This window comes from Corynebacterium striatum ATCC 6940, assembly GCF_000159135.1.
In the GTDB taxonomy this organism is placed as follows: domain Bacteria; phylum Actinomycetota; class Actinomycetes; order Mycobacteriales; family Mycobacteriaceae; genus Corynebacterium; species Corynebacterium striatum.
The window spans coordinates 548,903-565,686 of sequence record NZ_GG667520.1; the positions used below are offsets into that span (position 1 = coordinate 548,903).

19 protein-coding genes and 1 pseudogene are annotated in these 16,784 nt (G+C 57.4%); 7 read left to right on the top strand and 13 right to left on the bottom strand.

Translation table 11 applies throughout. From position 1 onward, the window contains the following. Window positions 1-139: 139 nt before the first annotated feature. A complete protein-coding gene (locus HMPREF0308_RS04785; RefSeq protein WP_005529231.1) occupies window positions 140-1,006 on the bottom strand; it encodes a peptidylprolyl isomerase in 867 nt (288 codons plus the stop codon). Between the two features lie 175 nt (window positions 1,007-1,181). Between HMPREF0308_RS04785 and tpx the strand changes: the two genes are divergently transcribed. The 3 genes from tpx to hisS all read left to right on the top strand — a co-directional run bounded on the left by tpx (window position 1,182) and on the right by hisS (window position 3,717). Beyond that, on the top strand, window positions 1,182-1,679 hold the full coding sequence (gene tpx, locus HMPREF0308_RS04790) for a thiol peroxidase (protein ID WP_005529233.1): 498 nt from the start codon (window positions 1,182-1,184) through the stop codon (window positions 1,677-1,679). Between the two features lie 98 nt (window positions 1,680-1,777). Continuing rightward, a complete protein-coding gene (locus tag HMPREF0308_RS04795) occupies window positions 1,778-2,431 on the top strand; it encodes an MBL fold metallo-hydrolase (protein ID WP_005529234.1) in 654 nt (217 codons plus the stop codon). A gap of 5 nt (window positions 2,432-2,436) precedes the next feature. Then, window positions 2,437-3,717, top strand: coding sequence for a histidine--tRNA ligase (gene hisS, locus HMPREF0308_RS04800; RefSeq protein WP_005529235.1), 1,281 nt, complete (start codon window positions 2,437-2,439; stop codon window positions 3,715-3,717). Window positions 3,718-3,809: 92 nt separating this feature from the next. Here the strand turns inward: hisS and HMPREF0308_RS04805 are convergent, their stop codons facing one another. Both HMPREF0308_RS04805 and HMPREF0308_RS04810 read right to left on the bottom strand, forming a co-directional pair. Then, a complete protein-coding gene (locus tag HMPREF0308_RS04805) occupies window positions 3,810-4,388 on the bottom strand; it encodes a TetR/AcrR family transcriptional regulator (protein WP_034656860.1) in 579 nt (192 codons plus the stop codon). A 77-nt stretch (window positions 4,389-4,465) separates the two neighbouring features. After that, on the bottom strand, window positions 4,466-5,875 hold the full coding sequence (locus HMPREF0308_RS04810; RefSeq protein WP_005529239.1) for an L-serine ammonia-lyase: 1,410 nt from the start codon (window positions 5,873-5,875) through the stop codon (window positions 4,466-4,468). Window positions 5,876-6,295: 420 nt separating this feature from the next. On the opposite strand from HMPREF0308_RS04810, the gene HMPREF0308_RS04815 reads away from it, so the two are divergent. Together HMPREF0308_RS04815 and HMPREF0308_RS04820 are read left to right on the top strand one after the other, a co-directional pair. After that, window positions 6,296-8,563, top strand: coding sequence for a carbon starvation CstA family protein (locus HMPREF0308_RS04815; RefSeq protein ID WP_034656862.1), 2,268 nt, complete (start codon window positions 6,296-6,298; stop codon window positions 8,561-8,563). After that, window positions 8,563-8,745 carry a YbdD/YjiX family protein gene (locus HMPREF0308_RS04820; protein ID WP_005529243.1) on the top strand — a complete coding sequence of 61 codons (183 nt, stop codon included), beginning with the start codon at window positions 8,563-8,565 and terminating at the stop codon, window positions 8,743-8,745. Before HMPREF0308_RS04815 ends, HMPREF0308_RS04820 begins: the two co-directional genes overlap by 1 nt. A 62-nt stretch (window positions 8,746-8,807) precedes the next feature. Here the strand turns inward: HMPREF0308_RS04820 and HMPREF0308_RS04825 are convergent, their stop codons facing one another. From HMPREF0308_RS04825 to relB, 6 genes and pseudogenes are all read right to left on the bottom strand, one after another. Continuing rightward, window positions 8,808-9,482 (bottom strand): FMN reductase, encoded by a 675-nt coding sequence (locus tag HMPREF0308_RS04825; RefSeq protein WP_005529246.1) that lies wholly within the window; start codon window positions 9,480-9,482, stop codon window positions 8,808-8,810. A 52-nt stretch (window positions 9,483-9,534) separates the two neighbouring features. Then, on the bottom strand, window positions 9,535-10,650 hold the full coding sequence (locus tag HMPREF0308_RS04830) for an LLM class flavin-dependent oxidoreductase (protein ID WP_005529247.1): 1,116 nt from the start codon (window positions 10,648-10,650) through the stop codon (window positions 9,535-9,537). Window positions 10,651-10,715: 65 nt separating this feature from the next. Further along, a complete protein-coding gene (locus HMPREF0308_RS04835) occupies window positions 10,716-11,285 on the bottom strand; it encodes a CBS domain-containing protein (RefSeq protein WP_248630694.1) in 570 nt (189 codons plus the stop codon). 163 nt (window positions 11,286-11,448) lie between these two features. Then, window positions 11,449-11,700: pseudogene (locus tag HMPREF0308_RS13220) on the bottom strand (inorganic phosphate transporter); the annotation flags it as partial. A gap of 419 nt (window positions 11,701-12,119) precedes the next feature. Next, window positions 12,120-12,401, bottom strand: a complete 282-nt coding sequence (locus HMPREF0308_RS04845; protein WP_005529257.1) for a type II toxin-antitoxin system RelE family toxin — start codon at window positions 12,399-12,401, stop codon at window positions 12,120-12,122. Beyond that, window positions 12,401-12,613, bottom strand: a complete 213-nt coding sequence (relB, locus tag HMPREF0308_RS04850; RefSeq protein ID WP_034656865.1) for a type II toxin-antitoxin system RelB family antitoxin — start codon at window positions 12,611-12,613, stop codon at window positions 12,401-12,403. Before relB ends, HMPREF0308_RS04845 begins: the two co-directional genes overlap by 1 nt. 806 nt (window positions 12,614-13,419) lie before the next feature. Here relB and HMPREF0308_RS14165 point away from each other — a divergent pair. Beyond that, a complete protein-coding gene (locus tag HMPREF0308_RS14165) occupies window positions 13,420-13,698 on the top strand; it encodes an NYN domain-containing protein (RefSeq protein ID WP_005529263.1) in 279 nt (92 codons plus the stop codon). A 440-nt stretch (window positions 13,699-14,138) separates the two neighbouring features. On the opposite strand, the gene HMPREF0308_RS14340 is transcribed toward HMPREF0308_RS14165, so the two are convergent. Together HMPREF0308_RS14340 and HMPREF0308_RS04860 are read right to left on the bottom strand one after the other, a co-directional pair. Then, window positions 14,139-14,267: a hypothetical protein gene (locus HMPREF0308_RS14340; protein WP_255313639.1), complete on the bottom strand. Its 129-nt coding sequence runs from the start codon at window positions 14,265-14,267 to the stop codon at window positions 14,139-14,141. A 154-nt stretch (window positions 14,268-14,421) separates the two neighbouring features. After that, window positions 14,422-14,646 carry a trypsin-like serine protease gene (locus tag HMPREF0308_RS04860; RefSeq protein WP_034656866.1) on the bottom strand — a complete coding sequence of 75 codons (225 nt, stop codon included), beginning with the start codon at window positions 14,644-14,646 and terminating at the stop codon, window positions 14,422-14,424. A 14-nt stretch (window positions 14,647-14,660) separates the two neighbouring features. On the opposite strand from HMPREF0308_RS04860, the gene HMPREF0308_RS04865 reads away from it, so the two are divergent. Then, a complete protein-coding gene (locus tag HMPREF0308_RS04865) occupies window positions 14,661-15,290 on the top strand; it encodes a DUF6891 domain-containing protein (protein ID WP_005529266.1) in 630 nt (209 codons plus the stop codon). Window positions 15,291-15,341: 51 nt separating this feature from the next. Here the strand turns inward: HMPREF0308_RS04865 and HMPREF0308_RS04870 are convergent, their stop codons facing one another. Further along, window positions 15,342-15,644, bottom strand: coding sequence for a hypothetical protein (locus tag HMPREF0308_RS04870; RefSeq protein WP_005529268.1), 303 nt, complete (start codon window positions 15,642-15,644; stop codon window positions 15,342-15,344). Between the two features lie 174 nt (window positions 15,645-15,818). Further along, on the bottom strand, window positions 15,819-16,712 hold the full coding sequence (ypfJ, locus tag HMPREF0308_RS04875; RefSeq protein ID WP_005529270.1) for a KPN_02809 family neutral zinc metallopeptidase: 894 nt from the start codon (window positions 16,710-16,712) through the stop codon (window positions 15,819-15,821). Between the last annotated feature and the right edge of the window lie 72 nt (window positions 16,713-16,784).

The window sequence follows — 16,784 nt, forward strand, 5'->3', positions numbered from 1 at the left end:
CTGACCTGAATTTTTCTTAGGTTCAACTGCGAGGGCAGAGTGTGAGAAGTAAATAAAAGAGCCCTTTCCAGCTGCTGTGACTGGAAAGGGCAATTCTCGGCTCCTCATTGTGGGGGAGAGGAGCGCCGTGGTCCTAGGTTTAGGAGGAAACGGTAGCCGTGGAAATCTTTATTTCTTCAGCTGGCTTGCCGTCGGTGGCACCGCCTTCGACGCCAATCTTGGCAATCTTGTCCAAGGTCTTTTGACCCTGGTCAGTGAGGTTGCCGAAGTAGGTGTAATCAGGAGCCAACATGGAGTCGGCGTAATTGATGAAGAACTGGGAACCGTTGGTGTCCTTGCCAGAGTTGGCCATTGCGATGGAACCCTTCGGGTAGGTCACAGGCTTCTTTCCAGCGGAGGAGTCCACCTCATCGGTTGGGTATTCGTTGGCGAAGCTAAAGCCAGGGCCGCCGGAGCCGGTACCAGTTGGGTCACCACACTGGAGGACGTTCAAACCGCCGGAGGTCATACGGTGGCAAATGGTGTCATCGTAGAAGCCACTCTTTGCCAGGGAAGTGATTGCCTGCACTGTGCAAGGGGCGAGAGAACGATCCAGGTCCATTACGATGTCACCCTGATTGGTCTTGAACGTGACCTGAACGGTGCCCTTCGTGGAGACGTCTTTGCCGCTAGGGGCCTTGGCGCCATTGTCGTCGCGGCCGTCATCCTCGTACTTGCACTGGACGCTTGCCGGGAGTGCTTCCTTACGCTTACCGCTCAGTGCAGTTGCTTCGGGAGTTTTATCCTGGCTTGAGGTTGCGGCAGTGCTGGATTCCTCAGCTACGACCTTCTCCTCAGAGTTGTCGCGTGTTGCAAAGAAGTAAATTCCGCCAACAAGGGCGAGAATGACTACGAGCGAAGCAGCAACGACGCCCAGCGGGCGAGTCTTTTCTTTGCGGTCACGGGCCTTGAGCTCGCGCTCAAGGCTGTTGAGCGCCTCTTCACGGCGCTGTGCGTTGTTGGGCATGTAAGTGTCCTTTGGCAATGGGTGTCTATGTCAGTCACTTGGGCTCGGTCGATTGAACTCGAGCATTACCGCACTGATTCTAGCTTGTGATCAAAACTGGGCCTTATTCAGTCTCCTGTGAGTCTCATCTGATCCTCGTGGCGCTAGCTGTTTAGCTCCAGTACAGTGGGGCGCCATGACTACAGTGAACTTCCAAGGAAATGAAACCCAGATCGCAGGCGACCTGCCAGAGGTTGGTGCTCAGCTGCCAGAGTTTAACCTCGTTGGCACTGACCTTTCTGAGGTCACCAACAAGGACTTCGCGGGCAAGCGCCTTGTGATCTCCTTGTTCCCATCCGTTGACACCGGCGTGTGCGCGGCGCAGCTTCGCGCGTTCAATGAGAAGGCAGCGGGATTGGACAACACCGTTGTCCTGTCCGTGTCCCGTGACCTGCCATTCGCACAGGAGCGTTTCTGCGCAGCTGAAGGCATCGAGAACGTCGTCAGCGCTTCTGACTTCCGCTCTGATTTCGGTGAAAAGCTCGGCATTACCCTGCAGGGTTCCCCGCTGAAGGGCCTGCTCGCACGCTCCGTCGTTGTCACCGATGAAAACCACAAGGTGATCTACACCGAGCTGGTTCCTGAGGTGACCACCGAGCCTAACTACGATGCAGCCATTGAGGCACTGAGCTAATCACCTGGCCGACGTCGCTTTCTATGGGCGCGGCGGCTTCGAGTGGCTTTCCAGCTAGCTAGCGCTTCCGCATCCGTGGGGGCGCTAGACTGCGTTTTATGACTTTGAGCGTTTTAGGTTTCGCAGCGGGCCCCTATAAGACCAACACGTACATCGTGGCAAACGGTGCACGTGCCTTCGTGGTTGATCCGGGCATGCATGCGATGCAGCGCGTCCTGGAAATCGGCGCTGAGCAGGGGCTGACCTTCGAAGCGATCGTTCTCACCCACGGCCACCTGGACCATACCCGTGAAGCAGGGGACTTGGCGCGCCAGCTCGACCTGCCGGTTTATATCCACCCCGATGATGCATTCATGCTTGTCGACGGCTCCGGGGTTTCCGCCGAGTCCCAAGTGCTCTTTGATGCGAAGAACATGGTGCAGATTGAGGACCTGCGCGATCTGCGCGGTGGCGAGACTATCGAACTGGTTGGCCATGAATTCCGCCTCGAGCACGCCCCAGGGCATTCCCCGGGCTGCGTTCTCATTATTGCGGAAGAATTTGTCCTCGCCGGTGATGTTTTGTTTAAAGGCTCGATCGGGCGTACTGACTTGGAGCACTCAGATCCTGCGGCCATGCAGCGTTCGCTTGCTGGTCCGGTGTGGAACCTTGATGACAGGCTGGCTGTGTTGCCAGGGCATGGCCCGACGACCACGATGCGCGCAGAAAGGGCCACTAATCCGTTCCTCGCCACGCTGCGGGATGTACTCTGATATGCGTGAGTGATAAGAAGCAGTTCAAGGCCCTGTCCGCCCCCAAAGGAGTGCCGGACTACATTCCGCCGCAATCGGCGACCTTCTACAAGGTGCGTGAGAACCTGGTTCACCAGGCGCATCTGTCCGGCTTCCAGCACATCGAGCTTCCGATCTTCGAAGACACTACGCTTTTCGCGCGTGGTGTTGGTGAATCCACCGATGTGGTCTCCAAGGAGATGTACACCTTCGCAGACCGCGGCGACCGCTCGGTAACCCTGCGCCCAGAAGGCACTGCGGGTGTGATGCGTTCGGTCATTGAGCACAACCTCGATCGCGGTCAGCTGCCGGTCAAGCTCAACTACTTCGGACCTTTCTTCCGTTACGAACGTCCCCAGGCCGGCCGCTACCGTCAGCTCCAGCAGGTGGGCGTTGAGGCAATCGGCGTCGACGATCCCGCATTGGACGCGGAGATTATTGCGCTAGCTGATCGTTCCTTCCGTTCGCTTGGCCTCAGCAAGTTCCGCCTAGAGCTAACCAGCCTTGGCGATCACAATTGTCGTCCTGCTTATCGTGAGAAGCTGCAGGATTTCCTCTTTAAGCTCGATTTGGACGAAGAGACCCGCAAGCGTGCGCAGATCAACCCGCTGCGCGTTTTGGATGATAAGCGTCCGGAGGTGCAAGAGCAGCTTGTAGACGCCCCGTTGATGCTCGACCACCTCAACGAGGAATGCCGTACCCACTTCGAGACCGTCACCGGCCTTCTCGATGACATGGGTATTGAATACACCATCAACCCGCGCATGGTGCGCGGGCTGGACTACTACACCAAGACCTGTTTCGAGTTCGTCCACCCACTGCTGGGCGCTCAATCCGGTATCGGCGGCGGTGGCCGCTACGACGGACTTATGGCACAGCTCGGTGGTCAGGAGCTTTCCGGTATTGGTTATGGACTTGGCGTCGACCGCACGATCCTGGCTCTCGAAGCCGAAGGCATCGAGCTCGACGGCGTCGATCAGCGCGTTGCTGTGTTCGGCGTTGCGCTGGGCGCTGATGCGAAGCGTCGTATGGCTGGCATCATCAATGACCTGCGTAATGCCGGTATCTCTGCGGACATGTCCTTCGGCGACCGCGGACTCAAGGGCGCGATGAAGGGCGCTGACCGCGCAGGCGCGCGCTTTGCTCTCGTGCTCGGTGAGCAAGAGCTTGAAAACGGCGTTGTGGCCGTTAAGGACCTGGCAGCCCACGAGCAGAACGATGTGGCTATCGACGCCCTTGTTGAGCACCTACGCAACCAGCTGAACTAAGCCAATGACGTCAAAGGGCATCTCGCTGAGATGCCAAAGGCGCCTTCCTTCCTACATATCGATTAGGGAGTGAGGGGCCTTTTGTTTTGCTACTATGCGTTCGTGATGCCGCTTTTGATGCCCGCTAAGTAGATGCGCAGCATGCGCTTTTGGATATCGGGCACGTAGTTCTCCACCTGCACCTTCCTGGGGCGCACCAGCGTCAAGATACCCACCACGAAGTCGAGGTGCCCCACGCCGGGGCCGATTACTCCGTGCTGCTTTCCGAGCTCAATGAACCTTTCGCCATTTTCTTGTAACGCGTCGCGCTTCAATTTCAAATGCTCCGGCAGGGTATCTAAGTCTTCCGGCGCGAAGGAGGGAATGAGGCTGGTCAAACCCATCGTTGTGAGCTTGAGGGCATAGTCCAGGACGAAGTTTTCCGCGTCCGAAGGATCGGATTCGAAGTCTTCAATCAAGCGATTTTGGAAGACCAGGAAACCGTCGCTCATGTGTTCCGCGCACGCGTGAATTAGCGCTTCACGGTCCGGGAAGTTGCGGTAAAGCGTTGCAACGCCCACGCCTGCTTCCTGGGCAATCTTTTCAAGGGAGACCGAGTTGCCATGGCGTTTAAACATGGCACATGCCGCCTCTATGTTGGCTATTCGACGGCGTAATGCATCGGCTCGCATGGAGGTAGGTATCGCTTTCTAGGTTAGAGTCTGTGCGTTAGCGATAAGACTACCTTTTGCCATGCAAGCCTTTTGCACTAGCACTCCACCTGCGTGACGGCGAAGCCTAGCGTCTTCGCGAGGCCACCAATGGAGGTCTCCTTGTACTTCGCCAGCATGTCGCGGCCGGTATCGGCCATCGTCTGCACGGCGGCGTCGAGAGAAACGTGGTGCGTGCCTTGGCCCATGCGAGCCAGGCGCGCGGCGTTGATGGACTTGACCGCGCCGATAGCGTTGCGTTCGATGCACGGAATCTGCACGAGGCCGCCGACTGGGTCGCAGGTAAGGCCGAGGTTGTGCTCTAGCGCAATCTCGGCGGCATTTTCGATCTGCGCCGGCGTTGCGCCCAGTAGTTCAGCCATGCCAGCCGCCGCCATTGACGACGCCGAGCCTACCTCGCCTTGGCAGCCCACCTCGGCGCCCGAAATGGAGGCGTTGTGCTTGATGATCATGCCGATAGCACCCGCAGTAAGTAGGTAGCGGCGGGCGGAATCGCGGGTGAAGTTCGGCTTGAAGTCGCGGGCATAGTGCAACACCGCTGGGATGATGCCGCAGGCGCCGTTTGTTGGGGCCGTAATCACTCGGCCGCCAGCGGCATTTTGCTCGTTGACGGCGAGCGCATACAGGTTGACCCACTCCATAGCGGAAAAGCCGAAAGACTTATCGTCGTGGCCCTCCAGCAGCTGCTTGTACATGCCCGGCGCGCGGCGTGGGACCTGCAGGCCGCCCGGCAAGATTCCGGAGGTGGAGATGCCGTCGGTGACGCACTCGCGCATGATGTCCCACACCAAATCCAGGTGCGCGTAGACGTATTCGAGGCCGCCGTCTTCTTTATGGAGCGCTTCCTGGTTGGCGGCGACAACCTCCCAGATCTTCAAATCGTGCTTCTCGCACAGCGCAAGCAATTGCTCGCCCGTGGTGAATGGGTAAGGAACATCGTCGGTGGATTCGGCCGCCGCCATGCCAGCAGGTACTTCGGCGGAGGCTGCCACCTCTGCGTCGAGTTCCTCGCGGGAGAGAATGAATCCGCCGCCGACGGAGAAGTACTCGGCGTGCTCTGCCAATAGGTTGCCTTCAGCGTCCCATGCGTCAAAGATGAGGCAATTCGGGTGCTCGGGGACCGGCTCGTTGTTGAACTCGATGGAATATTCTAACGCGCCCAGCGGGCCGTCGGTCATGCCCTTGCTCGGAATGGGCTGATCGGAACGCGGTTCAGCGTCAACCGGGACGGTAAGCGGATCCCAGCCGGCCAAGCCCAGAATCACCGCGCGGTCGGTGCCGTGGCCGCGGCCAGTCAGCGAGAGCGAGCCGCGCAACTCGGTGTGCACCTTGGCTGGATGCTCCGGCAGCGTTTTCAGGAACGCAAGGGCCGCGCGCATTGGGCCGACGGTGTGCGAGGAAGATGGGCCAATGCCGATGGAGAAAATGTCGGTGACGCTGATTGCCATGCTGGGCGGTGCCTCCTTTGTGAGTTTGGAAATTAAGTCGGGGGTTGGTGGGGGGGATTATTTCTAGGGGCAGGCTGTGGCTAAACCCGTGTTAATTGCGGTCTCGCTGCGGTCAAAATTCTCTGGGATGAGGAGTATTGCATGTAGGCCGCGCATACAGTTTCTCCATGTTACCGCTTTGTCAGTAGTTCACTACGTGCAGTCAGCATTGTTAGCCCCGCGGAGCGGGTGTGACCAAGGCCAGGTGATTTTGAGGGATAAGCCGATAGAAATTATTGAATTTTTAATGTGTGACTTTCGGCCACAATGAATACTGTTTAGTATCCCGGTTCACATTAGTTAAGCAGTTTAGCGTGCCTAACAGTTGTGGCTGGATAAAAGTTCTTTCATTTGCTCTGTCTGATTCCTCGGGAGATTATCGTGAGTATCAAGACCGGACCCGAACCGCGGTCCGACATCGAATTTGTTGAAGTCGACGGCCAAGCACAGCCCATCGACGTAAAGCCGAAAAAGCTCATCGGTAACGTTGAGAAGGTCATCATTTTGATTGCCGCTATCGCTGCGGCTGCCGGTTGGGGAGTGCTCGCTCTCCACCGCGGTGAGACCATCAACTCCGTGTGGTTGGTCTTTGCGGCGGTGGGCTCCTACATCATTGGTTACACGCTTTATGCACGCTTGATTGAGTACAAGGTGGTTAAGCCACGCAACAACCGTGCCACCCCTGCTGAGTATGCAAACGATGGTAAGGACTTCCTGCCTACGGACCGTCGTGTTCTCTTTGGTCACCACTTCGCGGCCATTGCTGGTGCCGGCCCATTGGTTGGCCCGGTTATGGCTGCTCAGATGGGCTATTTGCCGGGAACATTGTGGATTGTGCTAGGCGTTATCTTCGCCGGCGCGGTGCAGGATTACCTGGTGCTCTGGGTATCTACCCGCCGCAAGGGTCGCTCGCTTGGCCAGATGATTAGCGATGAGATGGGCAAAGTCGGTGGCGCCGCGGGCATCCTGGCCACTATCGCCATCATGATCATCATCATCGCCGTGTTGGCACTGATCGTCGTGAACGCCCTTGCTGACTCCCCATGGGGTGTTTTCTCCATCACGATGACCATCCCGATCGCCCTTTTCATGGGCCTGTACCTGCGATACATTCGCCCCGGCAAGGTCACGGAGGTTTCGGTCATCGGCGTCATCCTCTTGCTGGCAGCCATCATCGGCGGCGGCTACGTCTCCGGCACTGAACTCGGCGCTAGCATGTTCACCTGGTCCAAGGAAACCCTGGCATTCGCGATCATCGGTTATGGCGTGGTCGCTGCCATCCTTCCAGTGTGGCTTCTGCTTGCGCCACGCGACTACCTGTCGACCTTCATGAAGATCGGCGTCATCGCCTTGCTGGCCATCGCCATCGTTATTGAACGCCCTGAGGTCCACATGCCGGCGGTTACCTCCTTTGCTGTTAATGGCAACGGCCCGGTCTTTTCCGGTAACCTCTTCCCGTTCTTGTTCATCACTATTGCCTGTGGTGCGCTTTCTGGTTTCCATGCGTTGATTTCTTCCGGTACTACGCCGAAGCTCATTGAGAAGGAGTCTCACATGCGCGCCATCGGCTATGGCGGCATGATCATGGAGTCCTTCGTCGCAGTCATGGCACTCATTTCTGCAGTCGTCATTGACCGCCACATGTACTTCGCAATGAACTCACCGGCAGCTAAGACACTGGGTACTCCAGAAGGCGCGGCGGACTTCGTAGCAACCCTGCACCTGCCCGGCGCAGGTATTACCGCTGATCAGCTTGCCGCAGCAGCTCAAGCAGTGGGAGAGGAAACCATTGTCTCCCGCACCGGTGGTGCTCCGACCCTTGCTTATGGCATGTCCCAAATCATGACCGAGATGCTCGGTAATCCGGCAATGCAGGCATTCTGGTACCACTTCGCCATCATGTTTGAGGCCTTGTTCATCCTGACCACGGTTGATGCTGGTACCCGTGTTGCCCGTTTCATGATGTCGGATTCGCTGGGCGCAATTCCGGGCCTGGGAAAATTCCGTGATCAGAGCTGGAAGCTTGGCACCTACCTGTCCACCTTCCTCGTGTGTGCACTGTGGGGCGCCATCCTCATCATGGGTGTTACTGACCCGCTGGGCGGCATCAACGTCTTGTTCCCACTCTTCGGCATCGCCAACCAGCTACTTGCCGCAATGGCACTCGCTTTGGTGCTTGTGGTTGTTATCAAGAAGGGAATGTACAAGTGGGCATGGATTCCAGCTATTCCATTGGCTTGGGATCTCATCGTGACAATGACCGCCTCGTGGCAAAAGATTTTCAGCTCCGACGCCTCTATTGGTTACTGGGCCAACCATGCAAAATACAAGGAAGCAGCAGCTCAAGGTCTCACCGAGTTCGGATCTGCCAAGAGCGTCGAAGAGATTGATGCCGTTGTTCGCAACACCTTTATCCAAGGATGCCTATCTATTCTGTTTGCGGTGCTGGTATTGGTAGTTATCGGTGCGGCAATCGTTGCCTGCGCCAAGGCTCTCCAGCAACGTTCTGCAGGTATTGAACCTGCGGACTCCGAAACGGAATTCATTCCATCCAAGCTCTTCCTTCCACGTGGTCTCATGCCGACAAAGCGCGAAAAGGAAGTGGCAGCGGAGTACAACATGACCTTCGAGGAAATAGGAGGGCATTAGTGATTACGGCGCTCAAAAAGATCTCCTGGTACTTCGGCGAGCTCATGGGGGACCATGCTTACGCTAAGTACTGCGATCACCTCCGTGCGCATCATCCTGATGCTGAGATTCCAACGGAGCGTGAATATTGGCGCGCCCGCTACGCCGAACAGGATGCCAACCCCGGTGCGCGGTGCTGCTAACACCGTGCGCGTTGGCTGAGTAGCAAAAAGTCCGTCACCTTAATCTAAGTGGCGGACTTTTCTTAGTTTCCGTCGTGGCCGGAGAGTAGAGAACTAAAGGGGGTGAATTCCTCTTCCAAATCCAAGCCGGTTTTACGTGGCGTAGTTTGCTGACTTGCCGTGATGTCGGGGCTGGCTAATCCGCCCACGCGATCGGAAGGAATGACAATGAGGTCCGCAAGTTCCTTGGCGGCTCTTTCGATGCGGCGTGTGGTCTTTGCTCCCTCGTCAGTGCCGAAGTCCTCTGTGGCTTGGAAGATGCCGGTTGGTACGACGGTGGCATGCAAGTAGTTAAACAGCGGGCGAAGCGCGTAGTCCAGAACCAGCGCGTGGCGGGAAGAACCACCGGTAGCTGCGACCAAGGTCGGAAGGTGGTCGAGTGCGTGTGGATCCAAGGTATCGAAGAACATCTTGAAAAGGCCCGAGTAGCTGCCTTGGAAAATGGGAGTTACCGCAATCAACCCGGACGCATGCGAGAGTGCTCGCTTTGCTTCGTCGAGCTGGGGCGTTGTAGCACCCCAATTAGTCATTGCCTCAGCCAGCTCAGTGGCTAGCTTGCGTAGTTCGATGACGGTTACTTCGAGCCCTTCACCGCGAGCGCCGACTTGGGAGACTACGGCTTGGGCCAGGGCGTCGGCTAGCGCGCGCGTAGACGACGGCGTGGAAAGGCCAGCCGTGACGACGACGAGTGAGCGCATGAAAGAATTCCTCCTAGGAACAGATTGTCAATCGGTCTATCTGCAGTTGTACTTATGAAGCGTCTTCACCAGGGTTGACGCGGAAGTGCGGCGAGCCAGGATTGGCCTTGAGCGTTGCGTGCGTCGGCGGGTTTGAAGCGACATGGTCGGGGCGGCGGGCCTCCATGCGACGGCGTAGCTCAGGCACAACTTGGGTACCGAGGAACTCTATCTGCTGGAGCACCACCTCCTGTGGCAAACCAGCGTGGTCAATGAGGAAGAGCTGACGCTGATAGTCACCGACCCAATCTGCGAATTGCATCGTGCGATCGATGACCTGTTCTACGGTGCCGACCGTCAGCGGCGTTTGCGCGGTGAAATCCTCCAGTGAGGGGCCGTGGCCGTAGACGGGCGCATTGTCGAAATAAGGGCGGAAGAAGTCTTTAGCCTGCTGCTCGGTTTCGCCGATGAACACCTGGCCGCCAAGTCCCACGATTGCCTGGTCGGCGCGGCCGTGGCCGTAAGCCTCGAAGCGACGGCGGTAGGTGCTGACCATCTTTGCCGTGTGCTCCTTGTTCCAGAAGATGTTGTTGTGGAAGAAGCCATCGCCGTAATAGGCAGCCTGTTCGGCGATTTGCACGGAGCGGATAGAACCGTGCCATACGAAAGGCGGGACGTCGTCAAGCGGGGCAGGCGTGGACGTATAACCCTGCAGGGCAGTGCGGTACTTGCCCGACCAGTTGACCACTGGCTCACGCCATAGGCGGCGCAACAGGTGGTAATTCTCAACCGCCAGCGGGATGCCTTCGCGAAGGTCTTTGCCAAACCATGGGTAAACCGGGCCGGTGTTGCCGCGGCCCATCATGAGGTCTACGCGCCCGCCAGGCAGGTGCTGTAAGAAGGCGTAATCCTCAGCAATCTTCACCGGATCGTTGGTGGTAATTAGCGTTGTCGAAGTCGAAAGCAGCAGGTTCTTGGTTTGTGCTGCGATATACGCCAAGTGAGTAGTTGGGGAGGAAGGCACGAATGGCGGATTATGGTGCTCGCCCGTGGCAAAAACATCGAGGCCTACCTCCTCGGCCTTGAGCGCAATTTCCGTCATATTGCGGATACGTTCGGCTTCACTAGGCGTGATGCCGCTGGTTGGGTCGGTGGTGACATCACCGATGGTGAAGATGCCGAATTGCATATGAAGTCCTTAAGGTGTGTTCGCCAACGAGTGTATATGACATGTCAACATGAGGGCGGTGAGCTTTATTCCCACTCCAGCGCATCGACCAAAACTGCGAGGTCAGTGGGAGTGGCGATGCTCAACGGGCGCTTATTCTTGGCGCCATCTTCTGTAAAAATTAGCGCGCAAGGATGCGTACCGTCCTTGGCCAATTCGGTCAGGGCATCGAGTGCTTCTTGTGCAGTGGCTGTGCGGGGAAGGAAAGCAGCACGGTCACCTGCTTCGGCGTATTTCAAAACCTTGCCAACTGCCACGCTGATCACGTGATTGTCGTCAGCTAAATCAGCGGCAATCCAGCGGGCTACTACGTTAGTTGTCAACAAATTCGCGTAGTTCTCACCGCTATATACCGGAATCTGGGAATAACCGTTGTGTGCGATCAGCTTCAGCGCTTGGCGAATATCGGCATCGGCTTCCAGCGTTACAACTTCGGAGGAACCGAGTACGGCGAGCGCGTTGGGCGGCGAAGTTAACAATTCGCGCAGCTTTTCCAATTGCTCCACCACCCTGGGGTGCGGAGAGGCCAGTGGCTCGTCGTCGTAGTAGCGTCCGTGAGCTATGGCATTGCGGAGATTACCGAAGTCTTTCAGCATCTCTGTTTGGCGTTTATTAAGCATGTGTTTCTCGTGCGCGCGGTCGACTATCCACCAGAAGGAATCCGAGTTCTTGGCATTGATAGCTTGGCGGAGGAATTGCTCAATGTCGTTGAAAGCAGCAAAAAAGCGCGGGGGGTGTTCTGGTCCATAGAAGACCAGTCTAAGAAACCACGAGGCGCGCTGCAGTGAGAGAGTTAGAACAGGACGCGGGGAGGACAGAAACGGTGATGGCGGCAATGCCTGCCGATGCAGGCAACGTAATGACCCGCGCCAGAGCAATCGGTTTCATATGCCCCCAGTTGGCGGCGCGGTTAACAATGCCGACGCCCAGGACGGCACCGATGAGGATGTGCGTCGAGGAAACTGGCAGGCCCAACAAGGAAGCGGCCATAACCATGCCGACAGTGCGCAGCAAGTCTACCGTGTTGTCGTGCAACTCGGTGAAGAATCTACCGCGGCGCCGGCAGCAGCCGCGCCAGAGCGTACAGCTCCGCTCCGGTCACGTAGTACGCGCCGGCACGCATCGCGTGGGGAAACTCGCCCCTGTGGTTCTTGCGGCGAATGGTCCACACCGAGGAATAGCGCCGACGTCCGTCTGGCCGGCGGATCGCAGCCACATCTTCCAGCAAATGCTCATTGGCAGGGGACATCTCACATGTCGCTTTCCCGTTAGGGCCGCCTACGACGTGGTTGGCGGCGGTCAAACCAGTGGGCAGCGAGAAGTCGGATGCGAGATGGTGGTTGCGTGATTCCCCAGCCTCGGGTTTCCACCCCGGAGCCGAAAGCGAGCCCCAGACTGAGAAGGTCTGGAGCTCGCTTCTTTTGTTTCGGTTAGCGATCGATCGTGTCGCGCCTTCCAGCAGCAAAAACTTCGGTCGTGATGGTTGATTCGTGAATGAGCGCGAGGATTCGATAAGTGCCGACACGGTAGCGCCATTCGCCAGATCGATCACCTGTGAGGCCTTTGCCGAAAGCACGCGGCTCGGCACAGCCTTCGAGATGGGTTTTCATCCAAGTGAGCAGAAGCTTGACATCGAAGCGGTCCATCTTTTTGAGCTGTTTCCGAGCCGAGGCGGTGAGTTCAACGCTGTAGCTAGGGCCGTTGGCTGACATTAATCAAGCTCTTCGAGAACATCATTGATGCTAAAACGCTGTCCGTCATCGGCTTCGATGGCGGCTCGAAGTTGCTGAAGGTCGGCATGGTCTTCGATTTTCTCCAGCATTGCGCTTCGGGCGAATTCCGAGATTGTTGTGCCTTCGAATCCGACATACTTGCGGACGAGCGCGGCGTCTTCGTCGCTCATGCGTACGGTCATAGTTGCCATTCGATTCTTCCTTCTCGTTAACGCTTTGAATACATTGTATTCACCCCTCGAGAATGCGGCAAGGGTTTTCTCCGCCTCGATGTGCTCACTATTAGGATGCACAGGTCGCTTGTACCATCGCTGCCATTCTCGTTCCCCGCTAGCCTCGCTGACATGTCGTAGCGCATTCTTTGAAAAACTCATCAAACCACAGGACGGAATGTGTATTGACATTGACGAGGGGACCGGTGGTAGTATCGTTTTACTGGGCCTAGCCGTTGACCCTCCACCGATAAGGAGATCGCCGATGACTGGGCCCCAACTAGTTCTCCAGAAGGTTAAAATGGGAAAGCACTCTTCAGGGAAATCGGCTAGTAATTTCCCTCGGCGGCCAATTGTCACAGCCATATTGGTAGACGGTGGGTTTTACAGACATCGTGCGCGAGTTCTCTTCGGCAAGAAAGACCCGCGAGATCGAGCAAACGAACTTTTAGAGTATTGCCGTAGGCATATACGGGAGTCCGGAAGCAGTCTCTATAGAATCTTCTACTACGACTGCAATCCTTCAACAAAGGTCCTGTTTCATCCGCTCACACAGACACAGAAGAACCTCGGAAAAACTGAGGAATACCGCTGGATGACAGACTTTCTAGACGAAATCGTAAAGAAACGAAAAGTCGCTTTACGCCGAGGCGAAGAACTTGAAACCCAAAATGGGTACACCCTTAAACCTAACCTGCTAAAGAAGCTCTGTCGCGGGGAAATTGAAGTTTCAGATTCTGACTGAGCGAGACTTCTCACTGGATATCACTCAGAAGGGAGTGGATATGCGGATAGGCTTGGATATAGCTTCCCTGGCAGAACGCGGACTTGTGAATCAAATCATCATGATTTCAGGTGATAGCGATTTCGTCCCCGCAGCTAAGCACGCGCGTAGGTCAGGAATCGATTTCATATTAGACCCGCTCTGGGCCCCAGTCTCTGAGAGCTTAAATGAACATGTTGATGGTGTCCGTGAGTGCGTTGTCAAACCACCCAAGAATCAAGACGATCCTTTATACGGAACTACTCCGGAACAAACCGCTGAGGCTGACGAAGAACTATAGCTCAATAGCCTCGATTCACCTTTGGGGCTGGTTCTTCGCGGCTCGCGCAGCGCGGCAGCAGTCATTCTCGAAAGCTGGCCCACCGCCGTTAAGGTGTATCTGGAAGTCTTGCGTCTCGCAAGATATCCTCATCGGAGTCCATGTCAGGAAGCGTATGAACCCCGTCGTTCTAACCTGCCAGCCGAAGTTGTAAACCGGACCTTAATTGCGATCTGTTCCCCGAACTCCCGAATCGCATCTCGAGTAAGAGGGGCGCAAACATCAAAATCGACAGCTGCCGGGAACTGACCCCTGAGGGAGCTCGCGCTGTGGGTCTGGAGGCGTTAGACGCCCACCGTATCGCGAATCCAGTAGCGGTAGTACTTGAGGTATACAGCGTCGGAGTCGGCGTAGGGGTCAAACCACACGGAGTGGGAGCCCATGACGTCGACGGCGTTGAGCTAGCGTTTCTGCGTGAAGACCGGGCCGCCGGAGTAGCCGTGGTTGGAGCCGCCCGTGATGCCGTGCATGGCGATGGTCTTGACGGCGTTTATGTTGTCGCGCTGGACAACGATCTCCATGCGGGCCACGTGGAGCCAGTCCTCGCCGTCGCGGTTCTGGTGGTCATCGGCGATCGTCGGGTATTTCTTGAGCTTCTTCGGGGCTTCGAGGTGAAGGAGCCCGATGTCGGCCTTGGGCGCCTTTCCGAAGCGGTCGACATCGATGGACGGGCCCGGGTTCGACTTATTGTTGGAGAAGTGGACCTTGAGGACGTTCGGGGGAGACGTCCGGGTCGGAGTAGGGGCCCTCAGCGCAGTGGGCGGCGGTGAGGATCCATTCCGGCGCGATGGCCGCGCCGGTGCACTCCTGCGGGGTGCCGTCCGGGGTGTCGTAGGTGCGTGCCTGGACGAGGGTGGCGCTTCGATAAATCGCCACGTCAGGTGCCGCGGCGAGCGGGGAGATTTTCATTATCCTGTGGAGGCATGGAGATTTCAGATTCGCTGCGCCAACAACTCAACCATTGGATTCTTCCCGGTTTCATGACCTTGGACGAGGTCTACGAAGCCGTGGACGACAACGAACTTGAAGACGGGTACCCCAATGATGATCCGCACGCGGCCGCCGAGCAAGTATGGAAAGAACGCAAGGCCCAGGAGTCGGAGCGGGAGCATCCCACTGATTACGACCTGGTGCAGGCTGCGTTCGATGAGATGGAAGAACAGGGGCTCGTGACGGGAATGAGCCTTGGATTCGATGTCAGCGACTGTAACGAGCTGCTCGGGGAGGAACGCACCCAGATCGACGTGCCGGAGGGGGAGTATCCCTACCGCGAATGGGCATCGTGTGGCTTCCACATGCAGGATGCCGAGGGACTGGCGTACGAGCCGACGGAGCTTAATCTCGTCTTCGGTGCGTGGACGCCGGGCCCGCCGATTGCTGGTGAGGTCGACGCCGAGAAGCTGCGCAAAGGCCAACCCGAGAGGAAGGAGGAGTGGGCGCGCATGGACGCCGCGCTGGGGCGGTTCCTCCTGGACATCCTTAAGCGTCACGACCTCGAAGTGGAGTGGGACGGCGACCCGCGCGGGCGGATTCAGTTGCTCAATCTCATGTGACGCAAGCCGCTGCCCGAGGAAGAGCAGTAAGCCTGCCGCGGCGACGTGAGATTACTTGGATGACAGCGCGCCGAAGTCGGCGATGAGGTCGCTCAGGGGGAGGCGATAGCTGGGGAGGCGGACCTCGAAGAGGTCGAGCAAGGCGGCGAGGTAGTGGCGCTCGCAGTAGAGCTCGGCGTCGGAAAGCGCGGCGCGCCAGTTGCGAATCCACTCCGGGGTCACACGGGCCGCGACGGCAGCAGCCTTCTTCGTCCCATACGGAGCTTTGGTGTAGGCCATCACCAACCCCTCGCGCTCAGCCGGGCTGATGTCCTCCTGGCGGCGCAGACCCTGCGGAGGTACTACAACAGTCATGAATCTGTATCCACTCAGAATCAAGCAGGTTCACAACTAGGCTGACACAAAGGGCGAACAGCACATTGGGAGGGAAAAGAAAGGCAAAGCCCGTTGCAACATCCTGGTTGATGAGGCAACGGGCTAAGGGCTGTGGCGCAAGTTGGCTATGCAGCTAGTAAGGCATTGCGTTCATCAGGAGTTATAAACGTTGCGGCCCAAGTAGTCGCACTGCGACATCTTGCCGGACTTATAGCCATTGATGAACGCTTGGGCACGGTCCGCGGAGGAGCCGTGAGTCCACTGGTCAGGGCGGACTTGGCCGCCGGAGCGACGTTGGATGTTATCGTCACCCACTGCGCGGGCGGTATCGATGGCGGCTTGTGCCTGCTCATCAGTGATCTGCTCTAGCTTGGCATTGTCGCCTTCGTCAGCGTGGAAAGCCCAGATGCCTGCGTAACAGTCAGCTTGCAGCTCGATCTTCACAGCATTGGAATCCTCACCCGGCTGGTTGTAGTTGGAAAGACCCAACGTGCCCTCAAGGTGCTGGATGTGGTGGCCAAACTCGTGGGCCACGATGTACATCTGCGCAAGTGGAGCGTTTTCCGCACCGAAGTTTTTGAGCTGCTCGAAGAAAGAGGTGTCGAAGTACGCCGACTGATCAGCGGGACAGTAGAAGGGGCCAGTTGCCGCGGAAGCCTGGCCGCAGCCGGACATGGTGGAGTTCTCGAAGACTACTCGGCCAGGCTCGGTGTACTCGATGCCTGCTTGGGCGGGAAGCTGTTCTTTCCACACGGCGTCCACCGACTGAGCTGTGTAGTCGACGCGGCAGTCGTCGTACTTGTTGCCGTCCTCAGCCGTCTTGCAATGGTCGAGATGCCCGGAGCTGGTTTCTTCGCCCTGCTGCTGGCTGCTTTCGGTGCCGAGCAACTGGCCTAGATCGCCAGGATTACCACCCATGAGCAGGAACAGGCCAATGAGGACGATGGTGCCGATACCGCCGCCGGCAGCGATGGTACCGCCACCGCGTCCGCGGCCTCCCGTGGTGGCTCGCTTGCCGTCGAAACTTGCACCAGATTTAAAAGTCATGGATTAGATCTTGCCATAAAGGCTGCGCACACGACCATGAGTGGGGGTGAGGGGCGTCACAACTAGGCTCAT